At 39.7% G+C, this 24,903-nt stretch carries 31 protein-coding genes; 27 read left to right on the forward strand and 4 right to left on the reverse strand.

The window, feature by feature from the left end; genetic code table 11:
* Positions 1 to 27 precede the first annotated feature (27 nt).
* The 7 genes from IGL24_RS00350 (at position 28) to deoD (ending at position 7,899) form a co-directional block, all read left to right on the forward strand.
* Positions 28 to 1,113 carry a BMP family lipoprotein gene (locus IGL24_RS00350; protein WP_206854646.1) on the forward strand — a complete coding sequence of 362 codons (1,086 nt, stop codon included), beginning with the start codon at positions 28 to 30 and terminating at the stop codon, positions 1,111 to 1,113.
* A 248-nt stretch (positions 1,114 to 1,361) separates the two neighbouring features.
* On the forward strand, positions 1,362 to 2,924 hold the full coding sequence (locus IGL24_RS00355) for an ATP-binding cassette domain-containing protein (protein ID WP_206854644.1): 1,563 nt from the start codon (positions 1,362 to 1,364) through the stop codon (positions 2,922 to 2,924).
* A complete protein-coding gene (locus IGL24_RS00360) occupies positions 2,917 to 4,050 on the forward strand; it encodes an ABC transporter permease (RefSeq protein WP_207115369.1) in 1,134 nt (377 codons plus the stop codon). Before IGL24_RS00355 ends, IGL24_RS00360 begins: the two co-directional genes overlap by 8 nt.
* Positions 4,050 to 5,006, forward strand: coding sequence for an ABC transporter permease (locus tag IGL24_RS00365; RefSeq protein ID WP_206854638.1), 957 nt, complete (start codon positions 4,050 to 4,052; stop codon positions 5,004 to 5,006). The genes IGL24_RS00360 and IGL24_RS00365 overlap by 1 nt, the downstream gene beginning before the upstream one ends.
* A 94-nt stretch (positions 5,007 to 5,100) precedes the next feature.
* Positions 5,101 to 6,267 (forward strand): phosphopentomutase, encoded by a 1,167-nt coding sequence (gene deoB / locus IGL24_RS00370; protein ID WP_207699906.1) that lies wholly within the window; start codon positions 5,101 to 5,103, stop codon positions 6,265 to 6,267.
* A gap of 85 nt (positions 6,268 to 6,352) precedes the next feature.
* On the forward strand, positions 6,353 to 7,168 hold the full coding sequence (locus tag IGL24_RS00375) for a purine-nucleoside phosphorylase (protein WP_206854631.1): 816 nt from the start codon (positions 6,353 to 6,355) through the stop codon (positions 7,166 to 7,168).
* 23 nt (positions 7,169 to 7,191) lie between these two features.
* On the forward strand, positions 7,192 to 7,899 hold the full coding sequence (gene deoD, locus IGL24_RS00380; RefSeq protein WP_206854629.1) for a purine-nucleoside phosphorylase: 708 nt from the start codon (positions 7,192 to 7,194) through the stop codon (positions 7,897 to 7,899).
* 161 nt (positions 7,900 to 8,060) lie between these two features.
* Here the strand turns inward: deoD and IGL24_RS00385 are convergent, their stop codons facing one another.
* Positions 8,061 to 8,921 (reverse strand): carbohydrate binding domain-containing protein, encoded by an 861-nt coding sequence (locus IGL24_RS00385; protein WP_206854627.1) that lies wholly within the window; start codon positions 8,919 to 8,921, stop codon positions 8,061 to 8,063.
* Between the two features lie 788 nt (positions 8,922 to 9,709).
* On the opposite strand from IGL24_RS00385, the gene IGL24_RS00390 reads away from it, so the two are divergent.
* Positions 9,710 to 10,060 carry a CPBP family glutamic-type intramembrane protease gene (locus tag IGL24_RS00390; RefSeq protein ID WP_429966353.1) on the forward strand — a complete coding sequence of 117 codons (351 nt, stop codon included), beginning with the start codon at positions 9,710 to 9,712 and terminating at the stop codon, positions 10,058 to 10,060.
* A 358-nt stretch (positions 10,061 to 10,418) separates the two neighbouring features.
* Here IGL24_RS00390 and IGL24_RS00395 read toward each other — a convergent pair whose 3' ends face one another.
* The 3 genes from IGL24_RS00395 to rpiA all read right to left on the reverse strand — a co-directional run bounded on the left by IGL24_RS00395 (position 10,419) and on the right by rpiA (position 12,767).
* On the reverse strand, positions 10,419 to 11,105 hold the full coding sequence (locus IGL24_RS00395) for a 2,3-diphosphoglycerate-dependent phosphoglycerate mutase (protein WP_010734478.1): 687 nt from the start codon (positions 11,103 to 11,105) through the stop codon (positions 10,419 to 10,421).
* A 282-nt stretch (positions 11,106 to 11,387) separates the two neighbouring features.
* Positions 11,388 to 11,972 (reverse strand): recombinase family protein, encoded by a 585-nt coding sequence (locus IGL24_RS00400; protein WP_206854625.1) that lies wholly within the window; start codon positions 11,970 to 11,972, stop codon positions 11,388 to 11,390.
* A 111-nt stretch (positions 11,973 to 12,083) separates the two neighbouring features.
* Positions 12,084 to 12,767, reverse strand: a complete 684-nt coding sequence (gene rpiA, locus IGL24_RS00405; protein WP_207699904.1) for a ribose-5-phosphate isomerase RpiA — start codon at positions 12,765 to 12,767, stop codon at positions 12,084 to 12,086.
* A 307-nt stretch (positions 12,768 to 13,074) separates the two neighbouring features.
* Here rpiA and rpsL point away from each other — a divergent pair, with 307 nt between their 5' ends.
* The 19 genes from rpsL to rplE all read left to right on the forward strand — a co-directional run bounded on the left by rpsL (position 13,075) and on the right by rplE (position 24,901).
* The gene (gene rpsL, locus IGL24_RS00410) at positions 13,075 to 13,488 is read left to right on the forward strand and encodes a 30S ribosomal protein S12 (RefSeq protein ID WP_010734475.1); all 414 of its coding nucleotides are present in this window, start codon (positions 13,075 to 13,077) and stop codon (positions 13,486 to 13,488) included.
* 91 nt (positions 13,489 to 13,579) lie between these two features.
* Complete coding sequence (gene rpsG, locus IGL24_RS00415; RefSeq protein WP_010734474.1) at positions 13,580 to 14,050, forward strand: 30S ribosomal protein S7; 471 nt, start codon at positions 13,580 to 13,582, stop codon at positions 14,048 to 14,050.
* A 78-nt stretch (positions 14,051 to 14,128) separates the two neighbouring features.
* Entirely contained in the window at positions 14,129 to 16,213 is a 2,085-nt protein-coding gene (gene fusA / locus IGL24_RS00420) for an elongation factor G (protein WP_206854621.1), read from the forward strand.
* Positions 16,214 to 16,386: 173 nt separating this feature from the next.
* Positions 16,387 to 17,574: an elongation factor Tu gene (gene tuf, locus IGL24_RS00425; protein WP_010734472.1), complete on the forward strand. Its 1,188-nt coding sequence runs from the start codon at positions 16,387 to 16,389 to the stop codon at positions 17,572 to 17,574.
* Between the two features lie 292 nt (positions 17,575 to 17,866).
* On the forward strand, positions 17,867 to 18,124 hold the full coding sequence (locus IGL24_RS00430; RefSeq protein WP_429966270.1) for a hypothetical protein: 258 nt from the start codon (positions 17,867 to 17,869) through the stop codon (positions 18,122 to 18,124).
* 392 nt (positions 18,125 to 18,516) lie between these two features.
* Positions 18,517 to 18,825 carry a 30S ribosomal protein S10 gene (gene rpsJ / locus IGL24_RS00435; protein WP_010734471.1) on the forward strand — a complete coding sequence of 103 codons (309 nt, stop codon included), beginning with the start codon at positions 18,517 to 18,519 and terminating at the stop codon, positions 18,823 to 18,825.
* Positions 18,826 to 18,856: 31 nt separating this feature from the next.
* Positions 18,857 to 19,486 (forward strand): 50S ribosomal protein L3, encoded by a 630-nt coding sequence (rplC, locus tag IGL24_RS00440; protein WP_002290445.1) that lies wholly within the window; start codon positions 18,857 to 18,859, stop codon positions 19,484 to 19,486.
* Between the two features lie 27 nt (positions 19,487 to 19,513).
* Entirely contained in the window at positions 19,514 to 20,137 is a 624-nt protein-coding gene (gene rplD / locus IGL24_RS00445) for a 50S ribosomal protein L4 (RefSeq protein ID WP_010734469.1), read from the forward strand.
* Complete coding sequence (gene rplW / locus IGL24_RS00450; protein ID WP_034689412.1) at positions 20,137 to 20,427, forward strand: 50S ribosomal protein L23; 291 nt, start codon at positions 20,137 to 20,139, stop codon at positions 20,425 to 20,427. Before rplD ends, rplW begins: the two co-directional genes overlap by 1 nt.
* A gap of 38 nt (positions 20,428 to 20,465) precedes the next feature.
* Positions 20,466 to 21,296, forward strand: a complete 831-nt coding sequence (gene rplB, locus IGL24_RS00455; RefSeq protein ID WP_010734468.1) for a 50S ribosomal protein L2 — start codon at positions 20,466 to 20,468, stop codon at positions 21,294 to 21,296.
* Positions 21,297 to 21,338: 42 nt separating this feature from the next.
* The gene (gene rpsS / locus IGL24_RS00460) at positions 21,339 to 21,617 is read left to right on the forward strand and encodes a 30S ribosomal protein S19 (protein WP_010734467.1); all 279 of its coding nucleotides are present in this window, start codon (positions 21,339 to 21,341) and stop codon (positions 21,615 to 21,617) included.
* 22 nt (positions 21,618 to 21,639) lie between these two features.
* On the forward strand, positions 21,640 to 21,987 hold the full coding sequence (rplV, locus tag IGL24_RS00465) for a 50S ribosomal protein L22 (protein WP_010734466.1): 348 nt from the start codon (positions 21,640 to 21,642) through the stop codon (positions 21,985 to 21,987).
* A gap of 13 nt (positions 21,988 to 22,000) precedes the next feature.
* On the forward strand, positions 22,001 to 22,657 hold the full coding sequence (gene rpsC / locus IGL24_RS00470) for a 30S ribosomal protein S3 (protein WP_010734465.1): 657 nt from the start codon (positions 22,001 to 22,003) through the stop codon (positions 22,655 to 22,657).
* Between the two features lie 2 nt (positions 22,658 to 22,659).
* Entirely contained in the window at positions 22,660 to 23,094 is a 435-nt protein-coding gene (gene rplP / locus IGL24_RS00475) for a 50S ribosomal protein L16 (RefSeq protein ID WP_010734464.1), read from the forward strand.
* Entirely contained in the window at positions 23,084 to 23,272 is a 189-nt protein-coding gene (gene rpmC / locus IGL24_RS00480; RefSeq protein ID WP_002288664.1) for a 50S ribosomal protein L29, read from the forward strand. Before rplP ends, rpmC begins: the two co-directional genes overlap by 11 nt.
* 24 nt (positions 23,273 to 23,296) lie before the next feature.
* Positions 23,297 to 23,563 (forward strand): 30S ribosomal protein S17, encoded by a 267-nt coding sequence (gene rpsQ, locus IGL24_RS00485; protein WP_010734463.1) that lies wholly within the window; start codon positions 23,297 to 23,299, stop codon positions 23,561 to 23,563.
* Positions 23,564 to 23,620: 57 nt separating this feature from the next.
* Entirely contained in the window at positions 23,621 to 23,989 is a 369-nt protein-coding gene (gene rplN / locus IGL24_RS00490) for a 50S ribosomal protein L14 (protein ID WP_429968370.1), read from the forward strand.
* Between the two features lie 35 nt (positions 23,990 to 24,024).
* On the forward strand, positions 24,025 to 24,333 hold the full coding sequence (rplX, locus tag IGL24_RS00495; RefSeq protein ID WP_010734461.1) for a 50S ribosomal protein L24: 309 nt from the start codon (positions 24,025 to 24,027) through the stop codon (positions 24,331 to 24,333).
* A gap of 28 nt (positions 24,334 to 24,361) precedes the next feature.
* A complete protein-coding gene (gene rplE, locus IGL24_RS00500; protein WP_034689410.1) occupies positions 24,362 to 24,901 on the forward strand; it encodes a 50S ribosomal protein L5 in 540 nt (179 codons plus the stop codon).
* Positions 24,902 to 24,903 lie beyond the last annotated feature (2 nt).

Below are 24,903 nucleotides of genomic sequence, written 5' to 3' on the forward strand. Positions count from 1 at the left end.
ACAACTACTTTAGGGGGCTTTACAGAAATGAAAAAAGCAAAATTATTTGGTTTAGGTGCTATCGCACTATCAGCCGGCTTACTTTTAAGCGCATGCGGTAACGGCGGTTCAGATTCTACTGATTCAACAGGTGGAAACAGTGCATCAGGAACAGCAACTGCAGCATTGATTACAGATACTGGTGGCGTCGATGACCGTTCATTCAACCAGTCAGCTTGGGAAGGGTTAGAAGATTGGGGTAAAGAACAAGGCTTGTCTCGCGGAAATGACGGCTTCCAATACTTCCAATCATCAAATGAATCAGATTATATTCCAAATATCGATCAAGCGTTGAACGCAGGCTTCAAAACAATTTTTGGGATCGGGTTTAAATTAAAACCAGCGATCGAAGAACAAGCAACAAGTAATCCTGAAACAAACTTTGCGATCATTGATGATGTCATTGAAGGAAAAGACAACGTAGTTTCAGCAACATTTAAAGACAACGAAGCTTCTTACCTTGCAGGAATCGCAGCAGCTTACACAACTGAAACAAATGTTGTTGGCTTTATCGGTGGAGTTAAAGGTGAAGTAATCGACCGCTTTGAAGCTGGTTTCAATGCAGGTGTGAAAGCCGGCGCTGAAGCGTTGAACAAAGAAATCGAAGTATTGAACCAATACGCTGGTGACTTCTCAGCTCCAGATAAAGGACGTTCAATTGCACAAGGTATGTACGCACAAAATGCCGACATCATTTTCCATGCTTCAGGTGGTACAGGTAACGGTGTCTTCCAAGAAGCAAAATCATTGAATGAATCAGGCGACAAAAAAGTTTGGGTAATCGGTGTTGACCGTGACCAATCTGACGAAGGTAACTACACATTAGATGGTGAAGACAAAAACTTCACATTGACATCAACACTTAAAGGTGTAGGAACAGTTGTAAAAGATTTAGCACAACAATCAGCAGATGGTAATTTCCCTGGTGGCGAACACACTGTTTATGGTTTGAAAGAAGACGGTGTAGGTATCACTGAAGGACAACTTTCTGATGAAGCGAAAAAAGCAGTAGACGAAGCGAAAGAAAAAATCATTTCAGGTGATATCGAAGTTCCAGAAACTCCTGAAAGCTAATAAATTCCATTTCTATAGCCTTGTTGGACAATTGTTTAACAGGGCTATCGTTTAGTTATCATCTATTGTTGTTTTTTTATTCAAGTTGTTGGCTACCCCGATTTGGATAAGGGAACAACTCGTTTCAAGTAGCTGAACTCCTTGGATTTTGGTTATTCGATCGTAGGCGTTTTTGTGAACGAATATGATCGTCCCTTTTATTTTTTAGACAATGTCGCCTGGATATAAATTGTTAGGATGTGAAAAATGTGGATCAAGAAAATATTGTCATCGAAATGCGAAATATCACGAAACAATTCGGTACTTTCAAAGCAAATGACAACATCAACCTTCAAGTAAAAGCAGGAGAAATCCATGCCTTGCTTGGTGAAAATGGTGCAGGTAAATCAACGTTAATGAATGTTTTATCAGGTCTTTTAGAGCCAACATCTGGTGAGATTTTGATGCACGGCAAAGAAGTAAACATCACGAGCCCAACGAAAGCGAATCAATTAGGGATCGGAATGGTGCATCAACACTTTATGTTAGTCGATGCATTCACAGTAACAGAAAATATCGTATTGGGAAGTGAGCCAAGTGCAGGCGGTATCTTGAATCGCAAAAAAGCCCGTGAAGAAATCAAACGATTGTCTGAACAATACGGCTTAGCAGTGAATCCAGATGCATACGTTCGTGATATTTCTGTCGGTATGGAACAACGTGTTGAGATTTTGAAAACACTCTATCGTGGTGCAGATGTCTTGATTTTTGACGAGCCGACAGCTGTATTGACGCCACAAGAAATCGATGAATTGATCGTGATCATGAAAGAATTAGTTAAAGAAGGAAAATCGATCATTTTGATCACACATAAATTAGATGAAATCAAAGCAGTTGCTGATCGTTGTACCGTTATCCGACGTGGACAAGGTATCGGAACTGTCAATGTGAAAGATGTTTCTTCTCAGCAGTTAGCTGATATGATGGTCGGAAGAACCGTTTCATTCAAAACAATGAAAAAAGAAGCACGTCCGCAAGAAGTCGTACTTTCTGTCGAAAATCTTGTAGTCAAAGAAAACCGTGGATTAGAAGCGGTAAAAGACTTGAGCTTAGAAGTGCGAGCAGGTGAAGTGTTGGGGATAGCTGGTATCGACGGCAATGGACAGTCGGAATTGATCCAAGCGTTGACCGGTTTACGTAAAGTGGAAAGTGGCACGGTTCGCCTGAAAGACGAAGACGTGACAAATAAAAAACCACGTAAAATCACAGAAGCTGGGCTAGGACATGTACCGGAGGATCGTCATAAATATGGCTTAGTCCTTGATATGACTTTATCTGAAAATATTGCGATGCAAACGTACTATCAAAAACCATATAGCAAAAATGGCTTATTGAATTACGGCGTGATGAATGAGCATGCCAGAGACTTGATCGATGAGTATGATGTACGAACGACGAGCGAATTAGTACCAGCGAAAGCATTATCCGGTGGGAATCAACAAAAAGCCATCATTGCACGTGAAATCGATCGTGACCCTGATCTATTGATCGTTGCGAATCCGACACGTGGGTTAGATGTTGGGGCGATCGAGTTTATTCATAAACGCTTGATTGAACAACGGGATAAATTCAAAGCAGTCTTATTGATCAGTTTTGAATTAGAAGAAATTTTAAACGTGTCAGATCGTATTGCGGTAATCCATGAAGGAAAAATCGTAGGGATCGTTGATCCAAAAGAAACATCTGAAAATGAGCTAGGTCTATTGATGGCGGGCTATACTTTAGAAGAAGCAAGAAGAGAGTTAGAAAAGGTGGGTGACGCACATGAATGATCGTAGCGAAAGGTTTCGTAATCTGCTAGTACCTATATTTTCAGTTATTTTAGGTTTGATTTTAGGTGCGATTTTGATGGTTGCCTTTGGTTACCATCCAATTCAAGGATATTCTTCGATGTTGAATGCTTCGTTAGGTTCTCAACGAAGTATCGGTGAAACATTAAGAGAAGCAACTCCTTTGATTTTTACAGCATTAGGTTTTTCTGTTGCCAATTCAGCTGGATTCTTTAATATCGGGCTTTCTGGGCAAGCATTGTGTGGTTGGATCGTGAGTATCTGGACTGCATTAGCGTTTCCTGATTTACCCAAAGCTGTTTTGTTACCAATGTGTGTGATCTTAGGCGCACTTGCTGGAGCCATGGCTGCAGCGATTCCAGGATTGTTGCGTGCGTTCTTCGGCACAAGTGAAGTAATCGTGACGATCATGATGAACTATATTTTGCTTTATTTAAGTACGTATACACTTCATGAAGTTATGCCGGAATCTTATCGTTCTAGTTTGGACTCTTCAAATATGATCAGTCAGAATGCTTCGTTACGTATTCCTTGGTTGACCCAGATGTTTGGTGGTTCCCGCGTGAATGGTGGACTGTTCTTGGCGTTGATCGCGTTAGTAGTGGTATGGATCGTTATGAAGAAAACAACATTAGGATTTGAGATCCGTTCCGTTGGATTGAATCCTTTTGCCTCTGAATATGCAGGGATGAGCAGTAAACGAACAATTATCTTATCAATGGTCATTTCTGGTGGTTTAGCTGGCTTAGGTGGTGTGGTAGAAGGTCTAGGAACGTATCAAAACTTCTTTGTCCAAACGACTTCTCTATCAATTGGTTTTGACGGTATGGCCGTTTCATTATTAGGTTCTGGCTCTGCCATCGGTATTTTACTATCTGCGCTATTATTCAGTGTTCTAAAAATTGGTGGATTGGGGATGCAAACAGGTGCTGGTGTACCGTTTGAGATCGTCAACGTGTCGATTGCCTTGATCATCTTCTTCGTTGGTATCAACTTCTTGATTCGTTTCCTTATGGCGAAATTCTTCCAAGGGAAAAAACAAGAAGAGATCGTTGCAACGATTGAAACGGAACCGAATCATCAAAATCAAGAAGGAGGAGAGCTGTAATGTCAACAGTAGAACTGATCTCTTTGATCCTTACATCGACACTCGTTTATTCGACACCGTTGATCTTAACTTCATTAGGCGGAACGTTTTCTGAACGAAGCGGAATCGTCAACGTTGGGTTAGAAGGCATTATGGTAATGGGTGCGTTTAGTGCAGTCGTCTTTAACTTGACGATGAGTGATACCCTAGGCTCAATGACTCCTTGGATCGCTATTTTAGTCGGCGGTGTGGTCGGTGTCCTCTTTTCATTGATTCATGCAGTCGCTACAGTCAGCTTACGAGCAGATCATATCATCAGTGGGACGGTCATCAATTTGATGGCACCTGCTTTAGGTGTATTTTTGATCAAAGCGTGGTATGGTAAAGGTCAAACAGACAATATCTCACAAAACTTAGGTTACTTTTCATTTCCTGGGTTGGCAGATATTCCAGTAATTGGACAAATTTTCTTTAGAAGTACATTTCTACCAGCATATTGTGCAATTTTGATTGCTGTTATTGCATGGTTCATTATCTTCAAAACAAAATTTGGTTTACGTTTACGTTCTGTTGGGGAAAATCCGCAAGCTGCGGATACATTAGGAATCAATGTTTACGCGATGCGCTATTCAGGTGTAATGATTTCTGGTCTTCTTGGAGGAATGGGTGGTGCTGTTTTTGCTCAATCAATCTCTGGGAACTTTTCAGCAGGAACGATTGTCGGTCAAGGGTTCATCTCGATGGCTGCCATGATTTTTGGTAAATGGAATCCTTTAGGTGCGATGGGCGCTTCATTATTCTTTGGATTTGCGCAAAGTTTAAGTATTATCGGTGCGCAATTACCAGTGATCTCATCGATTCCACCAGTGTTACTACAAATTGCGCCTTATCTATTGACGATCATCGTTTTAGTGGCGTTCTTAGGTAAAGCATCTGGACCAAAAGCAAACGGTAAGAATTATATAAAATCCAAATAATCGTTTAGTGATTAAAAAGGGCGGGTTACGGGAAGTTTTTTTCGTCTCGCCCTTTTTACTTTATAAAGAAAATAAATAGAAAGAAGGAATACTCATGTTTAAACGCGTACATTTGATCGTCATGGATTCAGTCGGAATCGGAGAAGCACCTGATGCTGAAAAATTCGGAGATAAAGGCTCGGATACGTTAGGTCATATTGCCAAAGAAGCTGGGTTGACGATACCGAATTTGGAGCAACTTGGATTAGGGACGATCCGTCCATTAGAAGGTGTTCAAGCGATAGAAGACCACCAAGGCTATGCAACGAAATTAGAAGAAGTTTCTGTCGGTAAAGACACAATGACTGGTCACTGGGAAATCATGGGTTTGAATATCAAAACGCCATTTCGTGTTTTTCCAAACGGCTTCCCCGACGAATTACTGAAGAAAATCGAAGACTTCTCTGGACGTAAAATCGTTTGTAATGAACCGTATAGCGGAACAGCCGTCATTGACGACTTTGGTGAGCATCAAATGAAAACAGGTGACTTGATCGTTTATACGTCAGCTGATCCAGTATTACAAATTGCTGCACATGAAGAAATTATTCCTTTAGAAGAACTGTATCGAATTTGTGAATATGTTCGTGAGATTACAAAAGATGATCCTTATATGATCGGTCGAATCATTGCACGCCCGTATGTGGGAGAACCCGGCAACTTTACACGAACAAGCAACCGTCACGATTACGCATTAGATCCATTTGGTCATACAGTTTTAGACTCATTGAAAGAAGCAGGCAAAGATGTCATCGCGGTAGGTAAGATCAATGATATTTTCAATGGTCAAGGCATCACTGATTCTGTTCGTACGAAGAGTAATATGGATGGCGTCGATCAATTATTGAACGTGATGAAACAAGACTTCACTGGGTTGAGTTTCACTAACTTAGTTGACTTTGATGCGTTATACGGCCACCGCCGAGATGTGGTTGGTTACGCGCGTGCGATCGAAGATTTTGACTTGCGTCTTCCAGAATTATTCGATGCAATGGCAGACGATGACTTATTGTTGATCACCGCTGACCATGGGAATGATCCGACCTTTACTGGTACTGATCATACTCGGGAATACGTGCCGCTACTTGCTTATAGTAAACAGATGAACGAGCAAGGCAGTTTATCACAAGGCTATTATGCGGATATCTCTGCAACGATTGCCGAAAACTTTGACGTAGCAGCTACTGAAAATGGCGAAAGCTTCTTGAAATTATTGAAATAAGCAACAGCAGCATCCACTTGTGAATCATCATTGGCTTTATTATGTAAGATCGAACAATCAAAATTTTATATATAGGAGAAAAACAATGAAATTAAATGAGATGTTACAAGAAACGACAGCGTTTATCAAAAGTAAAGGGGTAGGCACCATCGATTTCGGGATGATCCTCGGTTCAGGCTTAGGAGAATTAGCAGAAGAAATCGAAGAAGCAATCGTGATTCCTTATGACAAGATTCCTTTCTTCCCAACTTCGACAGTTGTTGGGCATGCAGGACAGCTTGTCTACGGGACCCTTTCAGGGAAAAAAGTATTGGCGATGCAAGGACGCTTCCATTTTTATGAAGGTCATTCCATGCAAACCGTCACTTATCCAGTACGTGTAATGGCTGCATTAGACGCTCATTCAGTTGTCGTGACGAATGCGTGTGGTGGAGTGAATGAATCATTTGCACCAGGAGATTTGATGTTGATCACCGATCATATCAACTTTACAGGCCAAAATCCATTGATTGGACCAAATGAAGAAGAAATGGGGCCTCGTTTCCCTGATATGAGTGAAGCCTATACAAAAGCCTATCGTGAAATTGCAAAAGCAGCAGCGGCCTCATTAGATGTAGAATTAAAAGAAGGTGTGTATATGGGTTATTCTGGACCAACGTACGAAACACCAGCTGAGATTCGGATGTCTCGAGTGATGGGGGCAGATGCAGTCGGCATGTCGACTGTACCAGAAGTCATTGTTGCAGCACATAGCGGTTTGAAAGTCTTAGGTATCTCTTGTATCACCAACTTGGCTGCGGGTATGCAAGCGAACTTGAATCACGAAGAAGTCGTTGAAACAACTGAGAGAGTCAAACAAACATTTAAATCATTGATCAAAGAAACACTTTCTTTACTATAAAAAATTGATTGCGAGGTTTGAAAATGAGTGTTCATATTGAAGCAAAGCCAGGAGAGATTGCAGATAAGATTTTACTTCCTGGAGATCCACTAAGAGCAAAATATATTGCAGAAACTTTTTTAGAGAATCCGGTTTGTTACAACCAAGTACGCGGTATGCTTGGGTATACTGGAACGTATAAAGGAGAAAGAGTATCTGTTCAAGGAACAGGGATGGGGATGCCATCAGCGATGATCTATGCCCATGAGTTGGTAAATTCCTATGATGTAAAAAAATTGATTCGTGTAGGAACATGCGGTGCCTTGTCAAAAGACGTACACGTCCGTGACCTAGTATTAGCACAAGGAGCTGCGACAAGTTCTTCTATGATCGAAAAGAATTTCAATGCATTCCACTTCCCGCCAATCTGTGATTTTGACTTGCTGTTGAAAGCATACGAAGTGGCAAAAGAAAAAGGCTTTACTACCCACGTTGGTAACGTGCTATCAGAAGATTCTTTCTACAAAGACGATTTGACAGAAACATTCAAGTTAGCAGAACTTGGCGTGATGGGCGTTGAAATGGAAGCTGCTGCGCTGTACTATCTAGGTGCAAAATACAAAGTACAGACACTAGCAATCATGACAGTCAGTGACCATCTGATCACAGGCGAAGAAACAACAGCCAGCGAACGCCAAACAACATTCAATGATATGATCGAAGTTGGATTGGAAACAGCGATTCAAGGGTAAATAAGAGTTAAATAGCAAGAAAAAATGACTGCCTAACTTTCTTTTAAGAGAAATTGGCAGTCATTTTTTTAACAATTTAAAAAGACTAGAAAGAAGAAAGTTTCTTTCTAGTCCAAAAAAGTTAGGTTTGCTATCAACAGTAGTTGCTAATTATTTGAAAATTAAATATCAGTATCTAAAGTCAGTGATTCTAATAATACTCGTCCTGTTGTGCTTTGTCCTGGATGCCCAGGTACTCTATAAACTCGGATGACTTGACCTGAAGTACCAGCAATAGTTTGTCGTACTTGGATGTTTCCATCAACTGTTCTTCTAGAAGAATAGTAGTTGGTTCCATTATATGTTTCAAAAAGATATCTTCCATTAACAGTAACCATTAATCTTTCTCGACTGTTAAAACGTTCAGGTGTCAATGTTAAATAAGCAAGCGCTCGGCTTCCTTCTCTTCCTACAGACAGCAATCTTGTTTCCGTCACGTCTGACTCAGTCGTAACTTCGATATTGTCATATGTCGCCCACCCATTCCATGTAGAAGCAAAGCGCACAAGGTATGTATTTTCAGCGTCTGGCGTCGTAAATGTAAGTTTGCCACGTTCCCAGTCCTCATTATTATGTTCACTACGTTCTAATACATCAAACCCTACACCATGAGTCATGATTCCTAATTCAACACGACCTGGAGAAGATTCGCTTGCGGCAACATCATAACTAAATGTATAAGTCGTATTTGGTTTTAATGTGACATACTGGTGAACGTTTTCGCCATTTTTTGCTAATGCAAAGTTATTTCCATTAACTGTTTGAAGTGTTGGATTATTTGTGGCTGGGTCACTAACGATCCAACGATCAAATCCTGCATCAAAGTTCCCATTATGGATATATAGTTCTTGTTCAATTGCCTGTTTGCTTGTGCTAACTAAGTCAGTTGTGGATAGACTTGTTGCAAATGTTGAAACGGACCCTCCTAAACTCAAAAATACCATACCTGCTACCATCATTGTTTTTAAATTGTTTTTGATCATCTTGTCTCTCCTCTATCTATATATGAATTTTTTTATTTTTTATTTCGTTTGTAAGATGCAATCATTTGATCTGTCTGTATCTCACAAATTAATAATAACCTGGAAAATAACATTTATGTAACCGCTTTTTTCCGGATAACCATCGTTTTTAGAAAAAAGTGGTAAAATAAGAAGGATTATGGTTGAGTTGGTCTCAGTTTGTTTTATTTTTGAATAACGAAAGGGTAGTGGGGGGAATACATCCGTTTGTGATTTTTGCGAATCGATCATTTAGAAAAACATGCAAATATTGTATGGATAAAAATTATCGAATAAGTTTACTTTTCTGGTATCCTGCTATACTAAAAAAAGAAAAGGTATAATCATTAAGTAAGGGTTAGCATTTTGAGATGATTGAGAAAGTTGGTGGTGAAAGAATAAACAGTACTTTTACATAGTAAGATGCTCCTGTGGAAGAGCGATAGGAAGAAGAATGCAGAATGTTCAATCGCCCGATTGGTTAGTGGTTTAGATGGAGGTAGATAGTATTCAGTTAACTCTAAAAAAAAAGTATCATTCTGACTATATGGGTAATCATTTTTTCTATAATAAACTTTGGAATCATAAGAAGTAAGGCCATTCTCATGCTATTAGAAAATAATCAATTGGGTCTAAATTTGCTAATGATCCTATTTATTTACGTACTTTGCATGCCCGAATTAAATCGAGCCTTAAAAGGTCTGAATCTGTCAATGATGAAACAAGTAGGATTCACTTTGCTACTTTTGTTAGTGATGAATTTCATATATATGATACTTCTATTTGGCAGATTTGAAGTAGTCTCACAAAATTTCGATAGTGTTGTTCTATTTTCTGTCATCGTGATTGCCCCAATAAGAGAAGAATTAGTTTACCGTTACCTATTTTTGAGTATAACTGCTTCTAATTGGTTAAAAATAGTTTTGGGTTTGGTTTCAACAGGATTCTTTTTCTATGGGCATAGCTTTACATATGGTGGAAATCTATTCGCAATGGTCCAAGTTCTCTTTTTGACTTTAGGTACAACATATCTATATGTGAAAACCAACAATATATTCCCTGCTATTATGTTACATAGCTCGTATAATCTATTTGTTCTTTTGCTGTCGTTATTCAAATAAAAATCCCAGTCTAGAAAGAATATCTAGGCTGGACTGTCAGTAAAGTATCTTACGTAATAGTCTATTTTGAGTCAATCAGAAATAATTACTGATTGGTTTATCACTTGGAAAAGAAGAAAAGGTTAAAGTATAAAAAGGTAAATTCGATTTATTAATGTGTAAACAACTAAACTAATTCTCGTTAATATTGTTTCTTTCGAACGATTTTTACTAGTACATTCATATAGTTAGTATGTCATTTAGTACCATTAGTATTAAGTAGCGAATTCTGCATCCACCCAATATCTAAAAAACAGCCCCATCATCTCTTATAATAATAAAAGATGATGAGGCTGTTTTACTTATAATAGAGTATCTATTATAAGTAGTATTTTTTGATAACAGTCAAGTCGTCGTTTAATTCATAAACAAGTGGTTGACCTGTTGGGATTTCAAGATCCATGATGTCTTCATCAGAGATTCCTTCGATGTGTTTTGCTAATGCGCGTAAAGAGTTACCGTGTGCAGCAACTAAGACAGTTTTGTTGTCTAACAAAGCTGGTGCAATTTCGTCTTGCCAGAATGGCAATGCGCGTTCTAAAGTAACTTTCAAGTTTTCGCCACCAGGTACGTCGCGTTTGTCTAACATTGCATAACGACGATCGTTTGCTGCTGAACCTTCATCAGTTGCTTCCATTAATGGAGGAAGAGTGTCATATGAACGACGCCAGATGTGAACTTGTTCGTCACCGTATTTTTCTGCTGTTTCTTTTTTATTTAGACCTTGTAATTTACCATAATGACGTTCGTTTAAGCGCCATGATTTGATTTGTGGTACCCAAAGTTGATCTGAGTATTCTAAAATCAAGTTACAAGTTTTGATAGCACGAGTTAATACAGAAGTATAAGCAACATCAAATTCAATTCCAGCTTCTTTGATTTTACGTCCGCCTTCTTTTGCTTCTTCGATTCCTTCTGGTGCTAGGTTTACATCAGCCCAACCAGTAAATTGGTTCAATGCATTCCATTCGCTAAGACCGTGACGAGAAAAAACTAATTTTGGCATGTTTAACTCTCCTTTTAAAAATAAGTGATATTTCTGAAAATTTCAGTTCTGCCTTATTGTACAATGTTTTTCATAAGATTTCCATTGTAAAATGAAAGCAGTTTGTCCAAAAGGTCACAGGATAACTAAAAAAAAGGCTGTGAAACAAGCGTTATTACAGAGCTTTGCTCATAAAACTTGTCTAACAACCTTTTTTATAAATAAGTAAAATAATTTCTGTTTGGTGAGTGGGTGTAGCTTCTAGCTATCAGATGATGAAATCCTCGAAATTCCACTCGCTCACTAGTTGAATAATTGCTGAATCTCTTTTTCAGGTAGATTGATGTATTTGTAGCAAGTGCCGACTGAAACGCCGCATTTGGAAGAAATAAATTGGATCGTTTCTTTCTTTTCATAGTAAAGTCGACGAATTTTTTTGATTGTTTTGGCATCGATTTTTGGTCGACCGCCGATTTTTCCTTTTTTACGTGCTTCTTCTAATCCAATCAGTGTGCGTTCTTTGATCAATGCACACTCCATCTCAGCTAATCCTTCCATCAACTGGAAGTAGACCGTCCCCATAGGTTCGCGAGTATCGATTTTTTCTGTGATGCTGACTAGATGTAACCCACGGTCTTTGAATAATTTCGTGAATTCTGTTAATTGTCTTGTCGATTTTCCTAAATGGTGAAGTTGGCAAATAACCAATGTATCGCCTTGCTCCATTTTATCGATGACTTTCTCTAAGCAAATTGTGTCAGATAAAGTATCTTTTTGACCATAAGTTTCGTGAAAAATTTCGTGACAACCAAAATCAGAGAGTTTTTGCATTTGAGCCGTCAAATCGACATCATTGATAGTTGTACGTGCATAACCGATAATCTTCATGGTGATTCCTTTCTAGCAAAGTTTTCTAAGTGTTTGAGACAAGTAAAAATGTAGCATAAAGTAACTGAAAAAGATAGTTTTTTTAGGTATTTTCAACGAATCTCTTTACCATTATTTTTGAAAGGGAGTATCAAGTACATCCACGCCATTTTCAGAGGCAACGACTACCTTTGAAACCATATTTAAAAACAAGCCGTGTTCGACCACACCGACTAATTGATCCAAGTAAGCCGCTAATTTTTCAGGGTCTTCGATTCGTTCTAAATGAAGGTCAATAATATAATGACCGCTATCTGTTACGACGGTCTCTCTAGCTTCCGTTTGGCGTAAGACAGGTTGATAGTTTTTTTCTTCAAAAAGATGCATCAATTGTTGAGAACCATAAGGGATGACTTCGACAGGGAGTGGGAAGCGTCCTAATTGATCCACCATTTTTGACCCATCAACGATCCAGATCGTTTGTTTGGAATACGTTGCAACGATCTTTTCAAACAATAGGGCAGCACCGCCACCTTTGATTCCTTGGAAATCCGCGCTGATCTCATCGGCACCATCGATCGTCAAATCGACCATCGAAACTTCATCGATACTTTTCAAAGGGATACCTAAGCCTTCTGCTTGTGCTTTTGTGCCGCTAGAAGTAGTGACCCCAGTGATTTTCAATCCTTCTTCACGCATGCGACGTCCGATTTCTTCTACCATATAATAAGCAGTTGATCCAGTTCCTAGTCCAACGATCATCCCGTCTTCAACAAATTCTGCTGCTTTGATACCTACTAATTGTTTTAAGTTCATTCCTATCCCTCCAGCAATTTTGTAGCTCTTTACTTGCTATTTTAGCTTGATTTCAGCGAAAAAGATAGGGAGCATACCAGAAATTTTATGTGACAGAAAAAAATGTATATGTTTGGTTGACAATCTTTTTTATCCATGATATTCTAACCAAGGTGCTTTATCTACAGGTCTCTATTTAGGGACGTGCTGACTGTTTATCAAAGCATATTTGATAAAGATGCATAACTTGCATTTATTTTTTATCGCAAAAAAAGAACCACCTGGATGTGTGGAACTAGATGTGAATCGTGGGAAGGAGGAACTAGGAATGCCTACAATTAACCAATTAGTACGTAAACCTCGTAAATCAAAGGTGGAAAAATCTAATTCACCTGCTTTGAACAAAGGATATAACAGCTTTAAGAAAACTCAAACAAACGTGAACTCTCCTCAAAAACGTGGGGTAGCTACACGTGTGGGTACAATGACACCTAAAAAACCGAACTCAGCTTTACGTAAATATGCTCGTGTTCGTTTGTCAAACTTAATTGAAGTTACTGCTTATATCCCAGGGATTGGTCACAATTTACAAGAACACAGCGTGGTACTATTACGCGGTGGACGTGTAAAAGACTTACCAGGGGTACGTTACCATATCGTTCGTGGTGCACTTGATACTGCTGGTGTAAACGATCGTAAACAAAGCCGTTCTAAATACGGTACGAAAAGACCTAAAGCTTAATTTTAATTATTTACTACAAATGAAAATCGAACCTACTATATAATAGTCGTTCGATCAACTATGAAGAATATTTCGGAAGGAGGAGTTACGGATGCCACGTAAAGGTCCTGTTGCAAAACGTGATGTTTTACCAGATCCTATTTATAACTCAAAATTAGTAACTCGCTTGATCAACCGTGTAATGGTTGACGGAAAACGCGGTGTTGCTGCTAATATTATCTATAATGCCTTTGATTTGATCAAAGAATCTACAGGTAACGATCCATTAGAAGTGTTTGAACAAGCAATGAACAATGTTATGCCTGTTCTTGAAGTTAAAGCACGTCGTGTTGGGGGTTCAAACTATCAAGTACCAGTTGAAGTTCGCCCTGAACGTCGTACGACTTTAGCGCTACGTTGGGTAGTTAACTACGCTCGCTTGCGCGGTGAACACACAATGGAAGAACGCTTAGCGAAAGAAATCATGGACGCTGCAAACAACACTGGAGCTTCTGTTAAAAAACGCGAAGATACACACAAAATGGCAGACGCGAACCGCGCATTTGCTCATTATCGTTGGTAAGATCCTCTCTGTCTGTCGGCTAACCCCGCAGCAGAAAGTCAATTTACAATCGATTTAAATAAAGAGAGGAGTAAGAAAATGGCAAGAGAATTTTCGCTAGAAAAAACTCGTAATATTGGTATCATGGCTCACGTTGATGCAGGTAAAACTACAACAACAGAGCGTATCTTGTACTATACTGGTAAAATCCATAAAATCGGTGAAACTCACGAAGGAGCTTCACAGATGGACTGGATGGAGCAAGAACAAGAACGTGGTATCACAATTACATCTGCTGCCACTACTGCGCAGTGGAAAGGTTACCGCGTAAATATCATCGATACACCAGGACACGTAGACTTCACAATCGAAGTTCAACGTTCTCTACGTGTATTGGATGGTGCTGTAACTGTACTTGATGCACAATCAGGTGTTGAACCTCAAACAGAAACTGTTTGGCGTCAAGCAACTGAGTACCGAGTGCCTCGTATCGTATTCTGTAACAAAATGGATAAAATCGGTGCAGACTTCTTATACTCAGTAAAATCATTGCACGATCGCTTACAAGCGAACGCGCATCCAATCCAATTGCCAATTGGTTCTGAAGATAACTTCACAGGTATCATTGACTTGGTAACGATGAAAGCAGAGATCTACACAAACGATCTAGGCACAGACATCCAAGAAACTGAAATCCCTGAAGAATATGCAGAACAAGCACAAGAATGGCGTGAAAAATTAGTCGAAGCTGTTGCTGAAACAGACGAAGAACTAATGATGAAATATCTTGAAGGTGAAGAAATCACTCAAGAAGAATTAGTTGCTGGTATCCGCCGTGCAACAATCAACGTTGAGTTCTTCCCTGTATTGGCTGGTTCAGCATTCAAGAATAAAGGGGTCCAATTGATGTTGGATGCTGTTCTTGATTACTTGCCATCACCACTAGATATCGAAGCAATCAAAGGTATCGACTCAAAAACAGACGAAGAAACAACTCGTCCTGCAGATGACGAAGCTCCTTTTGCTTCATTAGCATTTAAAGTAATGACTGACCCATTCGTAGGTCGTCTAACTTTCTTCCGTGTCTATTCTGGTGTCCTTGAAAGTGGTTCATACGTATTGAACGCATCTAAAGGCAAAAAAGAACGTATCGGTCGTATTCTACAAATGCACGCAAACACTCGTCAAGAAATCGACAAAGTGTATTCAGGTGATATCGCCGCTGCTGTTGGATTGAAAGATACAACAACAGGGGACACATTGTGTGCGTTAGACGCGCCAGTTATCCTTGAATCAATCGAATTCCCAGAACCAGTTATCCAAGTCGCTGTTGAGCCTAAATCAAAAGCTGACCAAGATAAAATGGGTATTGCGTTGCAAAAACTTGCAGAAGAAGATCCTTCATTCCGTGTTGAAACAAACGTTGAAACAGGTGAAACAGTTATCTCAGGTATGGGTGAGTTGCACTTGGACGTATTAGTAGACCGTATGAAACGCGAATTTAAAGTTGAAGCAAACGTTGGTGCGCCTCAAGTTTCTTACCGCGAAACATTCCGTGAAGCAACTAAAGCGGAAGGTAAATTCGTACGTCAGTCTGGTGGTAAAGGTCAATACGGTCACGTATGGGTTGAATTTACACCAAACGAAGAAGGAAAAGGCTTCGAATTCGAAAACGCAATCGTTGGTGGTGTGGTTCCACGTGAATACATCCCAGCAGTTGAAAAAGGATTAGAAGAATCAATGAATAACGGTGTTCTTGCTGGTTATCCATTAGTGGATATCAAAGCAAAACTTTACGATGGTTCATACCATGACGTCGATTCAAATGAAACAGCGTTCCGTGTTGCTGCATCTATGTCTCTAAGAGCTGCTGCAAAACACGCACGCCCTGTGATCCTTGAACCAATGATGAAAGTTACGATCACTGTACCAGAAGATTACTTAGGTGATATCATGGGACACGTAACAAGCCGTCGCGGACGTGTTGAAGGAATGGAAGCACACGGTAACTCACAAATCGTTAATGCAATCGTTCCATTGGCAGAAATGTTCGGATATGCAACAACATTGCGTTCAGCAACTCAAGGACGTGGTACATTCATGATGGTATTTGACCACTACGAAGACGTACCGAAATCTGTTCAAGAAGAAATCATTAAGAAAAACGGCGGAAAAGCTGAATAATTTCTTAAGGCAAGGTAGTCTCGTGAAGAGATTTATCTAGAGACTGTATTTTTTATGCAGTTTCGTGTAAAATAACTTTTGATGATACGGGCATGTGATTGGCAGTTTTGTCCATCACATACCTATCAGACAAATAAAAAATTAAACTGTAATTTTAGGGAGGATATTTTAAAATGGCAAAAGAAAAATTTGACCGTTCGAAACCACACGTTAACATTGGTACTATCGGACACGTTGACCATGGTAAAACAACTTTAACAGCTGCAATCACAACTGTACTATCTAAGAAAAACGGCGGCCAAGCAATGGCTTACGATCAAATCGATGGTGCTCCAGAAGAACGCGAACGCGGAATCACTATCTCAACAGCTCACGTTGAGTACGAAACTGACGCACGTCACTACGCTCACGTTGACTGCCCAGGACACGCGGACTATGTTAAAAACATGATCACTGGTGCTGCTCAAATGGACGGAGCAATCTTAGTTGTTTCTGCTGCTGACGGCCCTATGCCTCAAACTCGTGAACACATCCTATTATCTCGTCAAGTTGGTGTACCATACATCGTTGTATTCTTGAACAAAGTAGATATGGTTGATGATGAAGAATTACTAGAATTAGTTGAAATGGAAGTTCGTGACCTATTAACAGAATACGAATTCCCTGGTGACGATGTTCCTGTAATCGCTGGTTCAGCTTTAAGAGCTTTAGAAGGCGACGCTTCATACGAAGAAAAAATTCTTGAATTGATGGCTGCAGTTGACGAATATATCCCAACTCCAGAACGTGACAACGACAAACCATTCATGATGCCAGTTGAGGACGTATTCTCAATCACTGGTCGTGGTACTGTTGCTACAGGACGTGTTGAACGTGGACAAGTTCGCGTTGGTGACGTTATCGATATCGTTGGTATCGCAGAAGAAACAGCTCAAACAACAGTAACTGGTGTTGAAATGTTCCGTAAATTACTAGACTACGCTGAAGCAGGCGATAACATTGGTGCGTTACTACGTGGTGTTTCACGTGAAGACATCCAACGTGGTCAAGTTTTAGCTAAACCAGGTACAATCACACCTCATACAAAATTCTCTGCAGAAGTATACGTGTTGACTAAAGAAGAAGGTGGACGTCATACTCCATTCTTCACTAACTACCGTCCACAATTCTACTTCCGTACGACTGACGTAACTGGTGTTGTTGAATTACCAGAAGGAACTGAAATGGTTATGCCTGGCGACAACGTAACAATGGAAGTTGAATTAATCCACCCAATCGCTATCGAAAACGGTACTAAATTCTCAATCCGTGAAGGCGGACGTACAGTTGGTGCCGGTGTCGTTACAGAAATCAAAGCTTAATTCATTTTAAGCCTAATGAAGTAACATCTATTCGGACGTTAAAGTTCGAGGTAAGGATCTTGATCCTTTGCCTCGAACTTTTTTTATGTAAAAGATGCGTGTCTTGTTTTGGCGAGCGTTTCCTCTTAATTAAATCCTGTGATCATGTGTGTGCTGTCCCCACCCAAACAATGACATAGATGAAAACAACACAAGCATTCACCTCCTTGTTCGTTTATAATTGATTTTATGGAAAGAAACATTCTACTATAAAATATATACCATCATGCTTTTTCTAGGAGGCTGTCGTTCGATGAAAATACTTAGAGAATACAAGGCTACAAAACAACCGACAGATGATTTTCTCTCATGGCTATTTATTAGAAGAATAAATCTAAGAGTAAAATTGTTGTTTATTGCAATTTTATGGATAGGTTGGTTAAGATTTTCTTTCGACCTAGTATTCATGGTTCGCTTCTTTCAATTTGTCTTTATAGGATTTCTTATTTATTTAATGTATCTTTTGGTACTGCTTATCAAAAAAATAGCAAAGTTCATTGTTCGCCGTTGATCCTTCACTTTTGCAAGTAATACATAAAGAAATGTTTTGAGCCAACTCTCCATGTTGAGGGTTGGCTTTTTCTGGCATAGTTGGAAGAAACTAAAAGAAAAACAGCAAATTCACTTGTAAATAGAGAAGGATTTCTCTTTTCTCAATAAAATGAAAACTTATGAAAATAAAATGTTTTTTACAGCAAAAAAACCTTGCGTTGTGCATTTAGATATATTATAATGACAAAGGTGCGTTTACCTTAGGTGAATGGCACAGACGAAATCAAAATGATTTTGTCGGCTAAGAAACGAGAGGTTGCGACACGCCCGGACGCTTTGCCACGAACGAGCGTGACGGAAATTTTCGTGGAGCTATGTCTACTTTTCAAAATAGGCGAAGGAGGGAACAAGATGGCAAAACAAAAAATTCGTATCCGTTTAAAAGCGTATGAACACCGTATTTTAGATCAATCAGCGGATAAAATCGTGGAAACTGCAAAAAGAACTGGAGCTGGCGTTTCTGGTCCAATTCCATTACCAACTGAACGCAGTCTTTACACAGTTATTCGTGCGACGCACAAATACAAAGATTCACGCGAACAATTCGAAATGCGTACACACAAACGTCTTATCGACATTGTGAACCCAACACCAAAAACAGTTGATGCTTTAATGAAGCTTGACTTACCATCAGGTGTTAACATCGAAATCAAACTATAAAAACTAAACTAATAATAATGGAGGTGTACTCATGACCAAAGGAATCTTAGGGAAAAAAGTGGGAATGACACAAATCTTCACTGAATCTGGCGAATTAATTCCAGTTACTGTTGTAGAAGCTACGCCAAACGTAGTACTACAAGTAAAAACAATGGAAACTGATGGCTACGAAGCTATTCAAGTTGGTTACCAAGATATGCGTGAAGTTTTATCAAACAAACCTGCGAAAGGTCATGTTGCAAAAGCAAACACGGCTCCTAAGCGCTTCATTCGTGAATTCAAAAATGTTGAGCTAGGAGAATATGAAGTAGGAAAAGAAATTACAGTTGATGTTTTCCAAGCAGGAGACATTATTGATGTAACAGGTACTACGAAAGGTAAAGGATTCCAAGGGGTTATCAAACGTCACGGCCAAAGCCGCGGACCAATGGCTCACGGTTCTCGCTACCATCGTCGTCCTGGGTCAATGGGTCCAGTTGCACCTAACCGTGTATTCAAAAACAAACGTCTTGCTGGCCGTATGGGTGGCAACCGCGTAACTATCCAAAACTTGGAAGTTGTACGTGTAGATGCTGAAAGAAACGTAATCTTGATCAAAGGTAACGTTCCTGGAGCGAAAAAATCATTAATCACTATCAAATCAGCTGTGAAAGCTAAATAATAGTAGGAAGAAAGGAGGAACTAAGGAATGCCGAATGTAGCATTATTCAAACAAGATGGAAGCCAAAACGGTGAAATCACTCTTAACGAAGAAATCTTCGGAATTGAACCAAATGAAAGTGTTGTATACGACGCAATCGTTATGCAACGTGCATCATTAAGACAAGGAACTCATGCGGTTAAAAACCGTAGCGCTGTTCGAGGCGGTGGCCGTAAACCATGGCGCCAAAAAGGAACTGGTCGTGCTCGTCAAGGATCAATCCGTTCACCACAATGGCGTGGAGGTGGCGTAGTCTTCGGACCAACACCACGTTCTTACAGCTACAAACTTCCTAAAAAAGTTCGTCGCTTAGCAATGAAATCTGTATTGTCAGAAAAAGTTGCTGAAAACAACTTGGTAGCAATCGAAGGATTAAGCTTTGATGCACCAAAAACAAAAGAATTCAAAGAAGTTCTTGCTAAATTATCTATTGACTCTAAAGTATTGGTTGTACTAGAACCTGGTAACGACTTTGCAGCTTTATCTGCACGTAACTTATCAAACGTTTCTGTAGTAACTTCTGATAACGTTAGCGTTCTAGATGTTGTATCAAATACAAAAGTTTTAGCAACACAAACTGCTCTTACTCAAATTGAGGAGGTGCTTGCATAATGAACTTACTAGACGTAATCAAACGCCCAGTGATCACTGAGAAATCAATGCTTGCCATGGATGACAAGAAATATACTTTCGAAGTAGACACTCGCGCAAACAAAACTTTAGTAAAACAAGCGGTTGAAGCTGCTTTTGACGTAAAAGTCAAAAACGTGAACATCGTGAACGTACGTGCGAAATTCAAACGTATGGGCAAATATGCAGGATATACGAAAAAACGTCGCAAAGCGATCGTTACATTGACTGAAGATTCAAAAGAAATCCAATTATTCGATGCTGCTGAATAAGCATTGCTCGATGACTGATTAAATTAGGAGGGGAAAACGTGGCGATTAAAAAGTACAAACCTACCACAAATGGCCGTCGTAACATGACAGGTTCTGATTTTGCTGAAATCACAACATCAACACCTGAAAAAACATTGTTACAGCCATTGAAAAACCATGCTGGACGTAACAACAACGGCCGCATCACTGTACGTCATCAAGGTGGCGGACACAAACGCCAATACCGCGTGATCGATTTCAAACGTAACAAAGACAACGTTGTTGCTACTGTTCAAACGATCGAATATGATCCAAACCGTTCAGCTAACATCGCGTTAGTACATTATGAAGATGGAGTGAAAGCTTACATCTTAGCACCAAAAGGACTACAAGTTGGAATGAAACTTGTTTCAGGTCCAGAAGCAGATATCAAAGTCGGAAATGCTCTTCCTTTAGAAAACATTCCAGTTGGTACTGTGATCCACAATATTGAAATGAAACCTGGTAAAGGTGGACAATTGATCCGTTCTGCTGGTACAAGTGCTCAAGTACTTGGTAAAGAAGGCAAATACGTATTGATCCGCTTAAACTCTGGTGAAGTTCGCATGATCTTAGCTGCATGCCGTGCAACAATCGGTTCTGTAGGTAACGAACAACACGAACTTATCAATATTGGTAAAGCTGGCCGCTCTCGTTGGATGCGTAAACGCCCAACTGTACGTGGTAGCGTAATGAACCCTAACGATCACCCACACGGTGGTGGTGAAGGTAAAGCTCCAATCGGACGTAAAGCTCCAGTTTCTCCTTGGGGTCAACCAGCTCTTGGTTACAAAACTCGTAACAAGAAAGCTAAATCAGACAAACTTATCGTTCGTCGTAAAAATAAATAATTACTTTGACCATGTGTCGCACATTTTGAGAGGAGGTTCACCATGGGTCGTAGTTTAAAGAAAGGGCCTTTCGTTGATGAGCATTTAATGAGTAAAGTTGAAGCTCAAGCAGGGGCCGAAAAGAAAAAAGTAATCAAAACTTGGTCTCGTCGTTCGACAATTTTCCCAAGTTTTGTTGGATATACCATCGCAGTATATGATGGACGTAAACACGTACCAGTTTACATCCAAGAAGATATGGTAGGACACAAATTAGGTGAATTCGCACCAACTAGAACTTATCGTGGGCATGTTGCTGACGACAAGAAAACGAGACGCTAATTCGAGGGGAGGATAAAAGCAAATGGCAGAACAAATCACATCAGCTAAAGCAACTGCAAAAACAGTTCGCACTTCACCTCGTAAAGCGCGTCTAGTAATTGACCTTATCAGAGGTAAAAGTGTTGCGGATGCAATTTCAATTTTGAAATTCACACCAAACAAATCTGCTGGGATCATCGAGAAAGTATTGATGTCAGCAATTGCAAATGCAGAAAACAACTTTGACTTAGATGTTGAGAACTTGGTAGTATCTGAAGCATTTGTCAACGAAGGACCAACAATGAAACGTTTCCGTCCACGTGCAAAAGGTTCAGCTTCACCAATCAACAAACGTACAAGTCATATCACGGTAGTCGTATCAGAAAAATAAGGAGGGATAATCTGTGGGTCAAAAAGTACATCCAATTGGAATGCGTGTAGGCATCATCCGCGACTGGGATGCAAAATGGTTTGCTGAAAAAGAGTATGCAGAGTTCTTACACGAAGATTTAAGAATCCGTAAATTTATTTCAACTAGACTTGCTGATGCTGCTGTATCAACAATTGAAATCGAACGCGCAACTGGCCGCGTAAACATTTCAATCCACACAGCTAAACCAGGTATGGTTATTGGTAAAGGCGGATCTGAAGTCGAAAACCTAAGAAAAGAATTAAACAAATTAACTGGTAAAAGAATCCATATCAACATCGTGGAAATCAAAAAACCAGATTTAGATGCTAAATTAGTAGGTGAAGGAATTGCACGTCAATTAGAAAACCGTGTTGCATTCCGTCGCGCTCAAAAACAAGCCATCCAACGTTCAATGCGTTCTGGCGCTAAAGGTATCAAAACTCAAGTATCTGGACGTCTAAACGGTGCGGATATCGCTCGTTCAGAAGGATACTCAGAAGGAACAGTTCCTCTTCACACTTTGCGTGCGGATATTGATTACGCATGGGAAGAAGCAGATACAACATACGGAAAACTAGGAGTTAAAGTGTGGATCTATCGTGGAGAAATTCTTCCAACTAAAAAAAACACTGAGAAAGGAGGGAAATAAACATGTTAGTACCTAAACGTGTAAAACACCGTCGTGAATTCCGCGGAAAAATGCGTGGTGAAGCAAAAGGCGGAAAAGAAGTAGCATTCGGTGAATACGGCTTACAAGCTGTTGAATCACACTGGATCACAAACCGTCAGATCGAAGCTTCTCGTATTGCTATGACTCGTTACATGAAACGTGGCGGGAAAGTATGGATCAAAATTTTCCCTCATAAATCATATACATCTAAAGCGATCGGCGTTCGTATGGGTAAAGGTAAAGGGGCTCCTGAAGGATGGGTTGCACCAGTAAAACGTGGTAAAATCATGTTTGAAATCGCAGGCGTATCTGAAGAAGTAGCTCGTGAAGCATTACGTTTAGCTTCTCACAAATTACCAATGAAAACTAAGATCGTAAAACGTGAGGAAATGGGTGGTGAATCGAATGAAGGTTAAAGAAATCAGAGAATTAACCACTGCCGAAATGCTTGATCAAGAAAAACAATTAAAAGAAGAATTGTTTAATCTTAGATTCCAATTAGCAACAGGTCAATTAGAAAACACTGCACGTATTAAAGAAGTACGTAAATCGATTGCACGCATCAAAACAGTTTTGCGTGAACAAGCTAAGTAATTATGGAAGGAGGCCATTAAGCGTATGACTGAAGAAAGAAATCAACGCAAAGTTTATCAAGGTCGCGTGGTATCAGACAAAATGGATAAAACAATTACCGTTGCTGTCGAAACAAAGAAAAACCACCCTATTTACGGTAAACGCATGAACTACTCTAAGAAGTACAAAGTACATGATGAAAACAACACAGCAAAAGTTGGCGACATCGTGAGAATTATGGAAACTCGTCCATTATCAGCTACAAAACGTTTCCGTTTGTTGGAAATAGTCGAAGAAGCAGTTATTATCTAATAACACGAGATTTTCCTATGTAGATTGAATGCAAAATCTGAAAGGAGGATACACAACGTGATCCAAGCAGAAAGTCGTTTAAGAATCGCTGATAATTCAGGCGCACGTGAAATTTTGACGATCAAAGTCCTTGGTGGAGCTGGTCGCAAAACTGCGAATATCGGTGATGTGATCGTTGCTACGGTTAAACAAGCAACGCCAGGTGGGGTTGTCAAAAAAGGTGACGTCGTTAAAGCCGTTATCGTTCGTACAAAATCAGGAGCTCGTCGTGCAGACGGTTCATACATCAAATTTGATGAAAATGCTGCAGTGATTATTCGTGATGATAAAAGCCCTCGTGGAACACGTATCTTTGGGCCAGTTGCACGTGAACTACGTGAAAACAACTTCATGAAGATCGTTTCTCTAGCACCAGAAGTTTTATAATCTTGAGACACTTAACAAAGGAGGTGCGAAACAGTATGTTTGTTAAAAAAGGCGATAAAGTTAAAGTGATCACCGGTAAAGACAAAAACAAAGAAGGCGTTGTATTAGCAGCGTTTCCTAAACAGGATAAAGTGGTTGTCGAAGGTGTGAACATGATCAAAAAACACCAAAAACCTTCTCAAGCTGCTCCTCAAGGCGGGATTGTTGAGATGGAAGCGCCACTTCACGTTTCTAACGTGATGGTCATCGACTCTACTGGTGTAGCTGGCCGTGTTGGCTACAAAGAAGTAGACGGAAAAAAAGTCCGTGTTTCTAAAAAAACCGGTGAAGTTTTAGATAAATAAAAAGTTTAAGGAAGGAGGGTCTTACTGAATGAACCGCCTAAAAGAAAAATATCTTAAAGAAGTAACTCCATCATTGATGGAAAAATTTAACTATAGCTCTGTTATGCAAACACCTAAAGTTGAAAAAATCGTCATCAACATGGGTGTTGGTGATGCGGTATCAAACGCTAAAAACTTAGACAAAGCAGTTGAAGAACTAACTTTGATCACTGGACAAAAACCAATGATTACAAAAGCTAAAAAATCAATCGCTGGATTCCGTTTACGTGAAGGAATGCCAATTGGTGCAAAAGTTACCTTGCGCGGAGAAAGAATGTACGAATTTTTAGATAAATTAGTATCAGTTTCTCTACCACGTGTACGTGACTTCCATGGTGTAAGTAAAAAAGCCTTTGATGGTCGTGGAAACTACACTTTAGGTATTAAAGAACAATTGATCTTCCCAGAAGTAGATTATGATTTAGTAGATAAAGTACGTGGTATGGACATCGTTATTGTAACAACAGCGAACACAGATGAAGAATCTCGTGAGTTGTTGACACAATTAGGCATGCCATTCCAAAAATAATT

It is taken from the genome of Enterococcus sp. DIV2371, assembly GCF_050498525.1.
In the GTDB taxonomy this organism is placed as follows: domain Bacteria; phylum Bacillota; class Bacilli; order Lactobacillales; family Enterococcaceae; genus Enterococcus_B; species Enterococcus_B mangumiae.

Excerpts from the sequence above, each read along its gene's own strand:
- IGL24_RS00385 (WP_206854627.1), bottom strand. The coding sequence starts at position 8,921 with ATGATCAAAAACAATTTAAAAACAATGATGGTAGCAGGTATGGTATTT.
- IGL24_RS00350 (WP_206854646.1), top strand. The coding sequence starts at position 28 with ATGAAAAAAGCAAAATTATTTGGTTTAGGTGCTATCGCACTATCAGCC.
- deoB (WP_207699906.1), top strand. The coding sequence starts at position 5,101 with ATGTTTAAACGCGTACATTTGATCGTCATGGATTCAGTCGGAATCGGA.
- rpsL (WP_010734475.1), top strand. The coding sequence starts at position 13,075 with ATGCCTACAATTAACCAATTAGTACGTAAACCTCGTAAATCAAAGGTG.
- rplC (WP_002290445.1), top strand. The coding sequence starts at position 18,857 with ATGACCAAAGGAATCTTAGGGAAAAAAGTGGGAATGACACAAATCTTC.
- IGL24_RS00365 (WP_206854638.1), top strand. The coding sequence starts at position 4,050 with ATGTCAACAGTAGAACTGATCTCTTTGATCCTTACATCGACACTCGTT.
- fusA (WP_206854621.1), top strand. The coding sequence starts at position 14,129 with ATGGCAAGAGAATTTTCGCTAGAAAAAACTCGTAATATTGGTATCATG.
- rplW (WP_034689412.1), top strand. The coding sequence starts at position 20,137 with ATGAACTTACTAGACGTAATCAAACGCCCAGTGATCACTGAGAAATCA.
- rpmC (WP_002288664.1), top strand. The coding sequence starts at position 23,084 with ATGAAGGTTAAAGAAATCAGAGAATTAACCACTGCCGAAATGCTTGAT.
- rplP (WP_010734464.1), top strand. The coding sequence starts at position 22,660 with ATGTTAGTACCTAAACGTGTAAAACACCGTCGTGAATTCCGCGGAAAA.
- rpsG (WP_010734474.1), top strand. The coding sequence starts at position 13,580 with ATGCCACGTAAAGGTCCTGTTGCAAAACGTGATGTTTTACCAGATCCT.
- rpiA (WP_207699904.1), bottom strand. The coding sequence starts at position 12,767 with ATGAACTTAAAACAATTAGTAGGTATCAAAGCAGCAGAATTTGTTGAA.
- IGL24_RS00390 (WP_429966353.1), top strand. The coding sequence starts at position 9,710 with ATGATACTTCTATTTGGCAGATTTGAAGTAGTCTCACAAAATTTCGAT.
- rplV (WP_010734466.1), top strand. The coding sequence starts at position 21,640 with ATGGCAGAACAAATCACATCAGCTAAAGCAACTGCAAAAACAGTTCGC.
- IGL24_RS00360 (WP_207115369.1), top strand. The coding sequence starts at position 2,917 with ATGAATGATCGTAGCGAAAGGTTTCGTAATCTGCTAGTACCTATATTT.
- rplX (WP_010734461.1), top strand. The coding sequence starts at position 24,025 with ATGTTTGTTAAAAAAGGCGATAAAGTTAAAGTGATCACCGGTAAAGAC.
- rpsQ (WP_010734463.1), top strand. The coding sequence starts at position 23,297 with ATGACTGAAGAAAGAAATCAACGCAAAGTTTATCAAGGTCGCGTGGTA.
- IGL24_RS00430 (WP_429966270.1), top strand. The coding sequence starts at position 17,867 with ATGAAAATACTTAGAGAATACAAGGCTACAAAACAACCGACAGATGAT.
- rplE (WP_034689410.1), top strand. The coding sequence starts at position 24,362 with ATGAACCGCCTAAAAGAAAAATATCTTAAAGAAGTAACTCCATCATTG.
- deoD (WP_206854629.1), top strand. The coding sequence starts at position 7,192 with ATGAGTGTTCATATTGAAGCAAAGCCAGGAGAGATTGCAGATAAGATT.
- IGL24_RS00395 (WP_010734478.1), bottom strand. The coding sequence starts at position 11,105 with ATGCCAAAATTAGTTTTTTCTCGTCACGGTCTTAGCGAATGGAATGCA.
- IGL24_RS00400 (WP_206854625.1), bottom strand. The coding sequence starts at position 11,972 with ATGAAGATTATCGGTTATGCACGTACAACTATCAATGATGTCGATTTG.
- rpsJ (WP_010734471.1), top strand. The coding sequence starts at position 18,517 with ATGGCAAAACAAAAAATTCGTATCCGTTTAAAAGCGTATGAACACCGT.
- tuf (WP_010734472.1), top strand. The coding sequence starts at position 16,387 with ATGGCAAAAGAAAAATTTGACCGTTCGAAACCACACGTTAACATTGGT.
- rplD (WP_010734469.1), top strand. The coding sequence starts at position 19,514 with ATGCCGAATGTAGCATTATTCAAACAAGATGGAAGCCAAAACGGTGAA.
- rpsS (WP_010734467.1), top strand. The coding sequence starts at position 21,339 with ATGGGTCGTAGTTTAAAGAAAGGGCCTTTCGTTGATGAGCATTTAATG.
- IGL24_RS00375 (WP_206854631.1), top strand. The coding sequence starts at position 6,353 with ATGAAATTAAATGAGATGTTACAAGAAACGACAGCGTTTATCAAAAGT.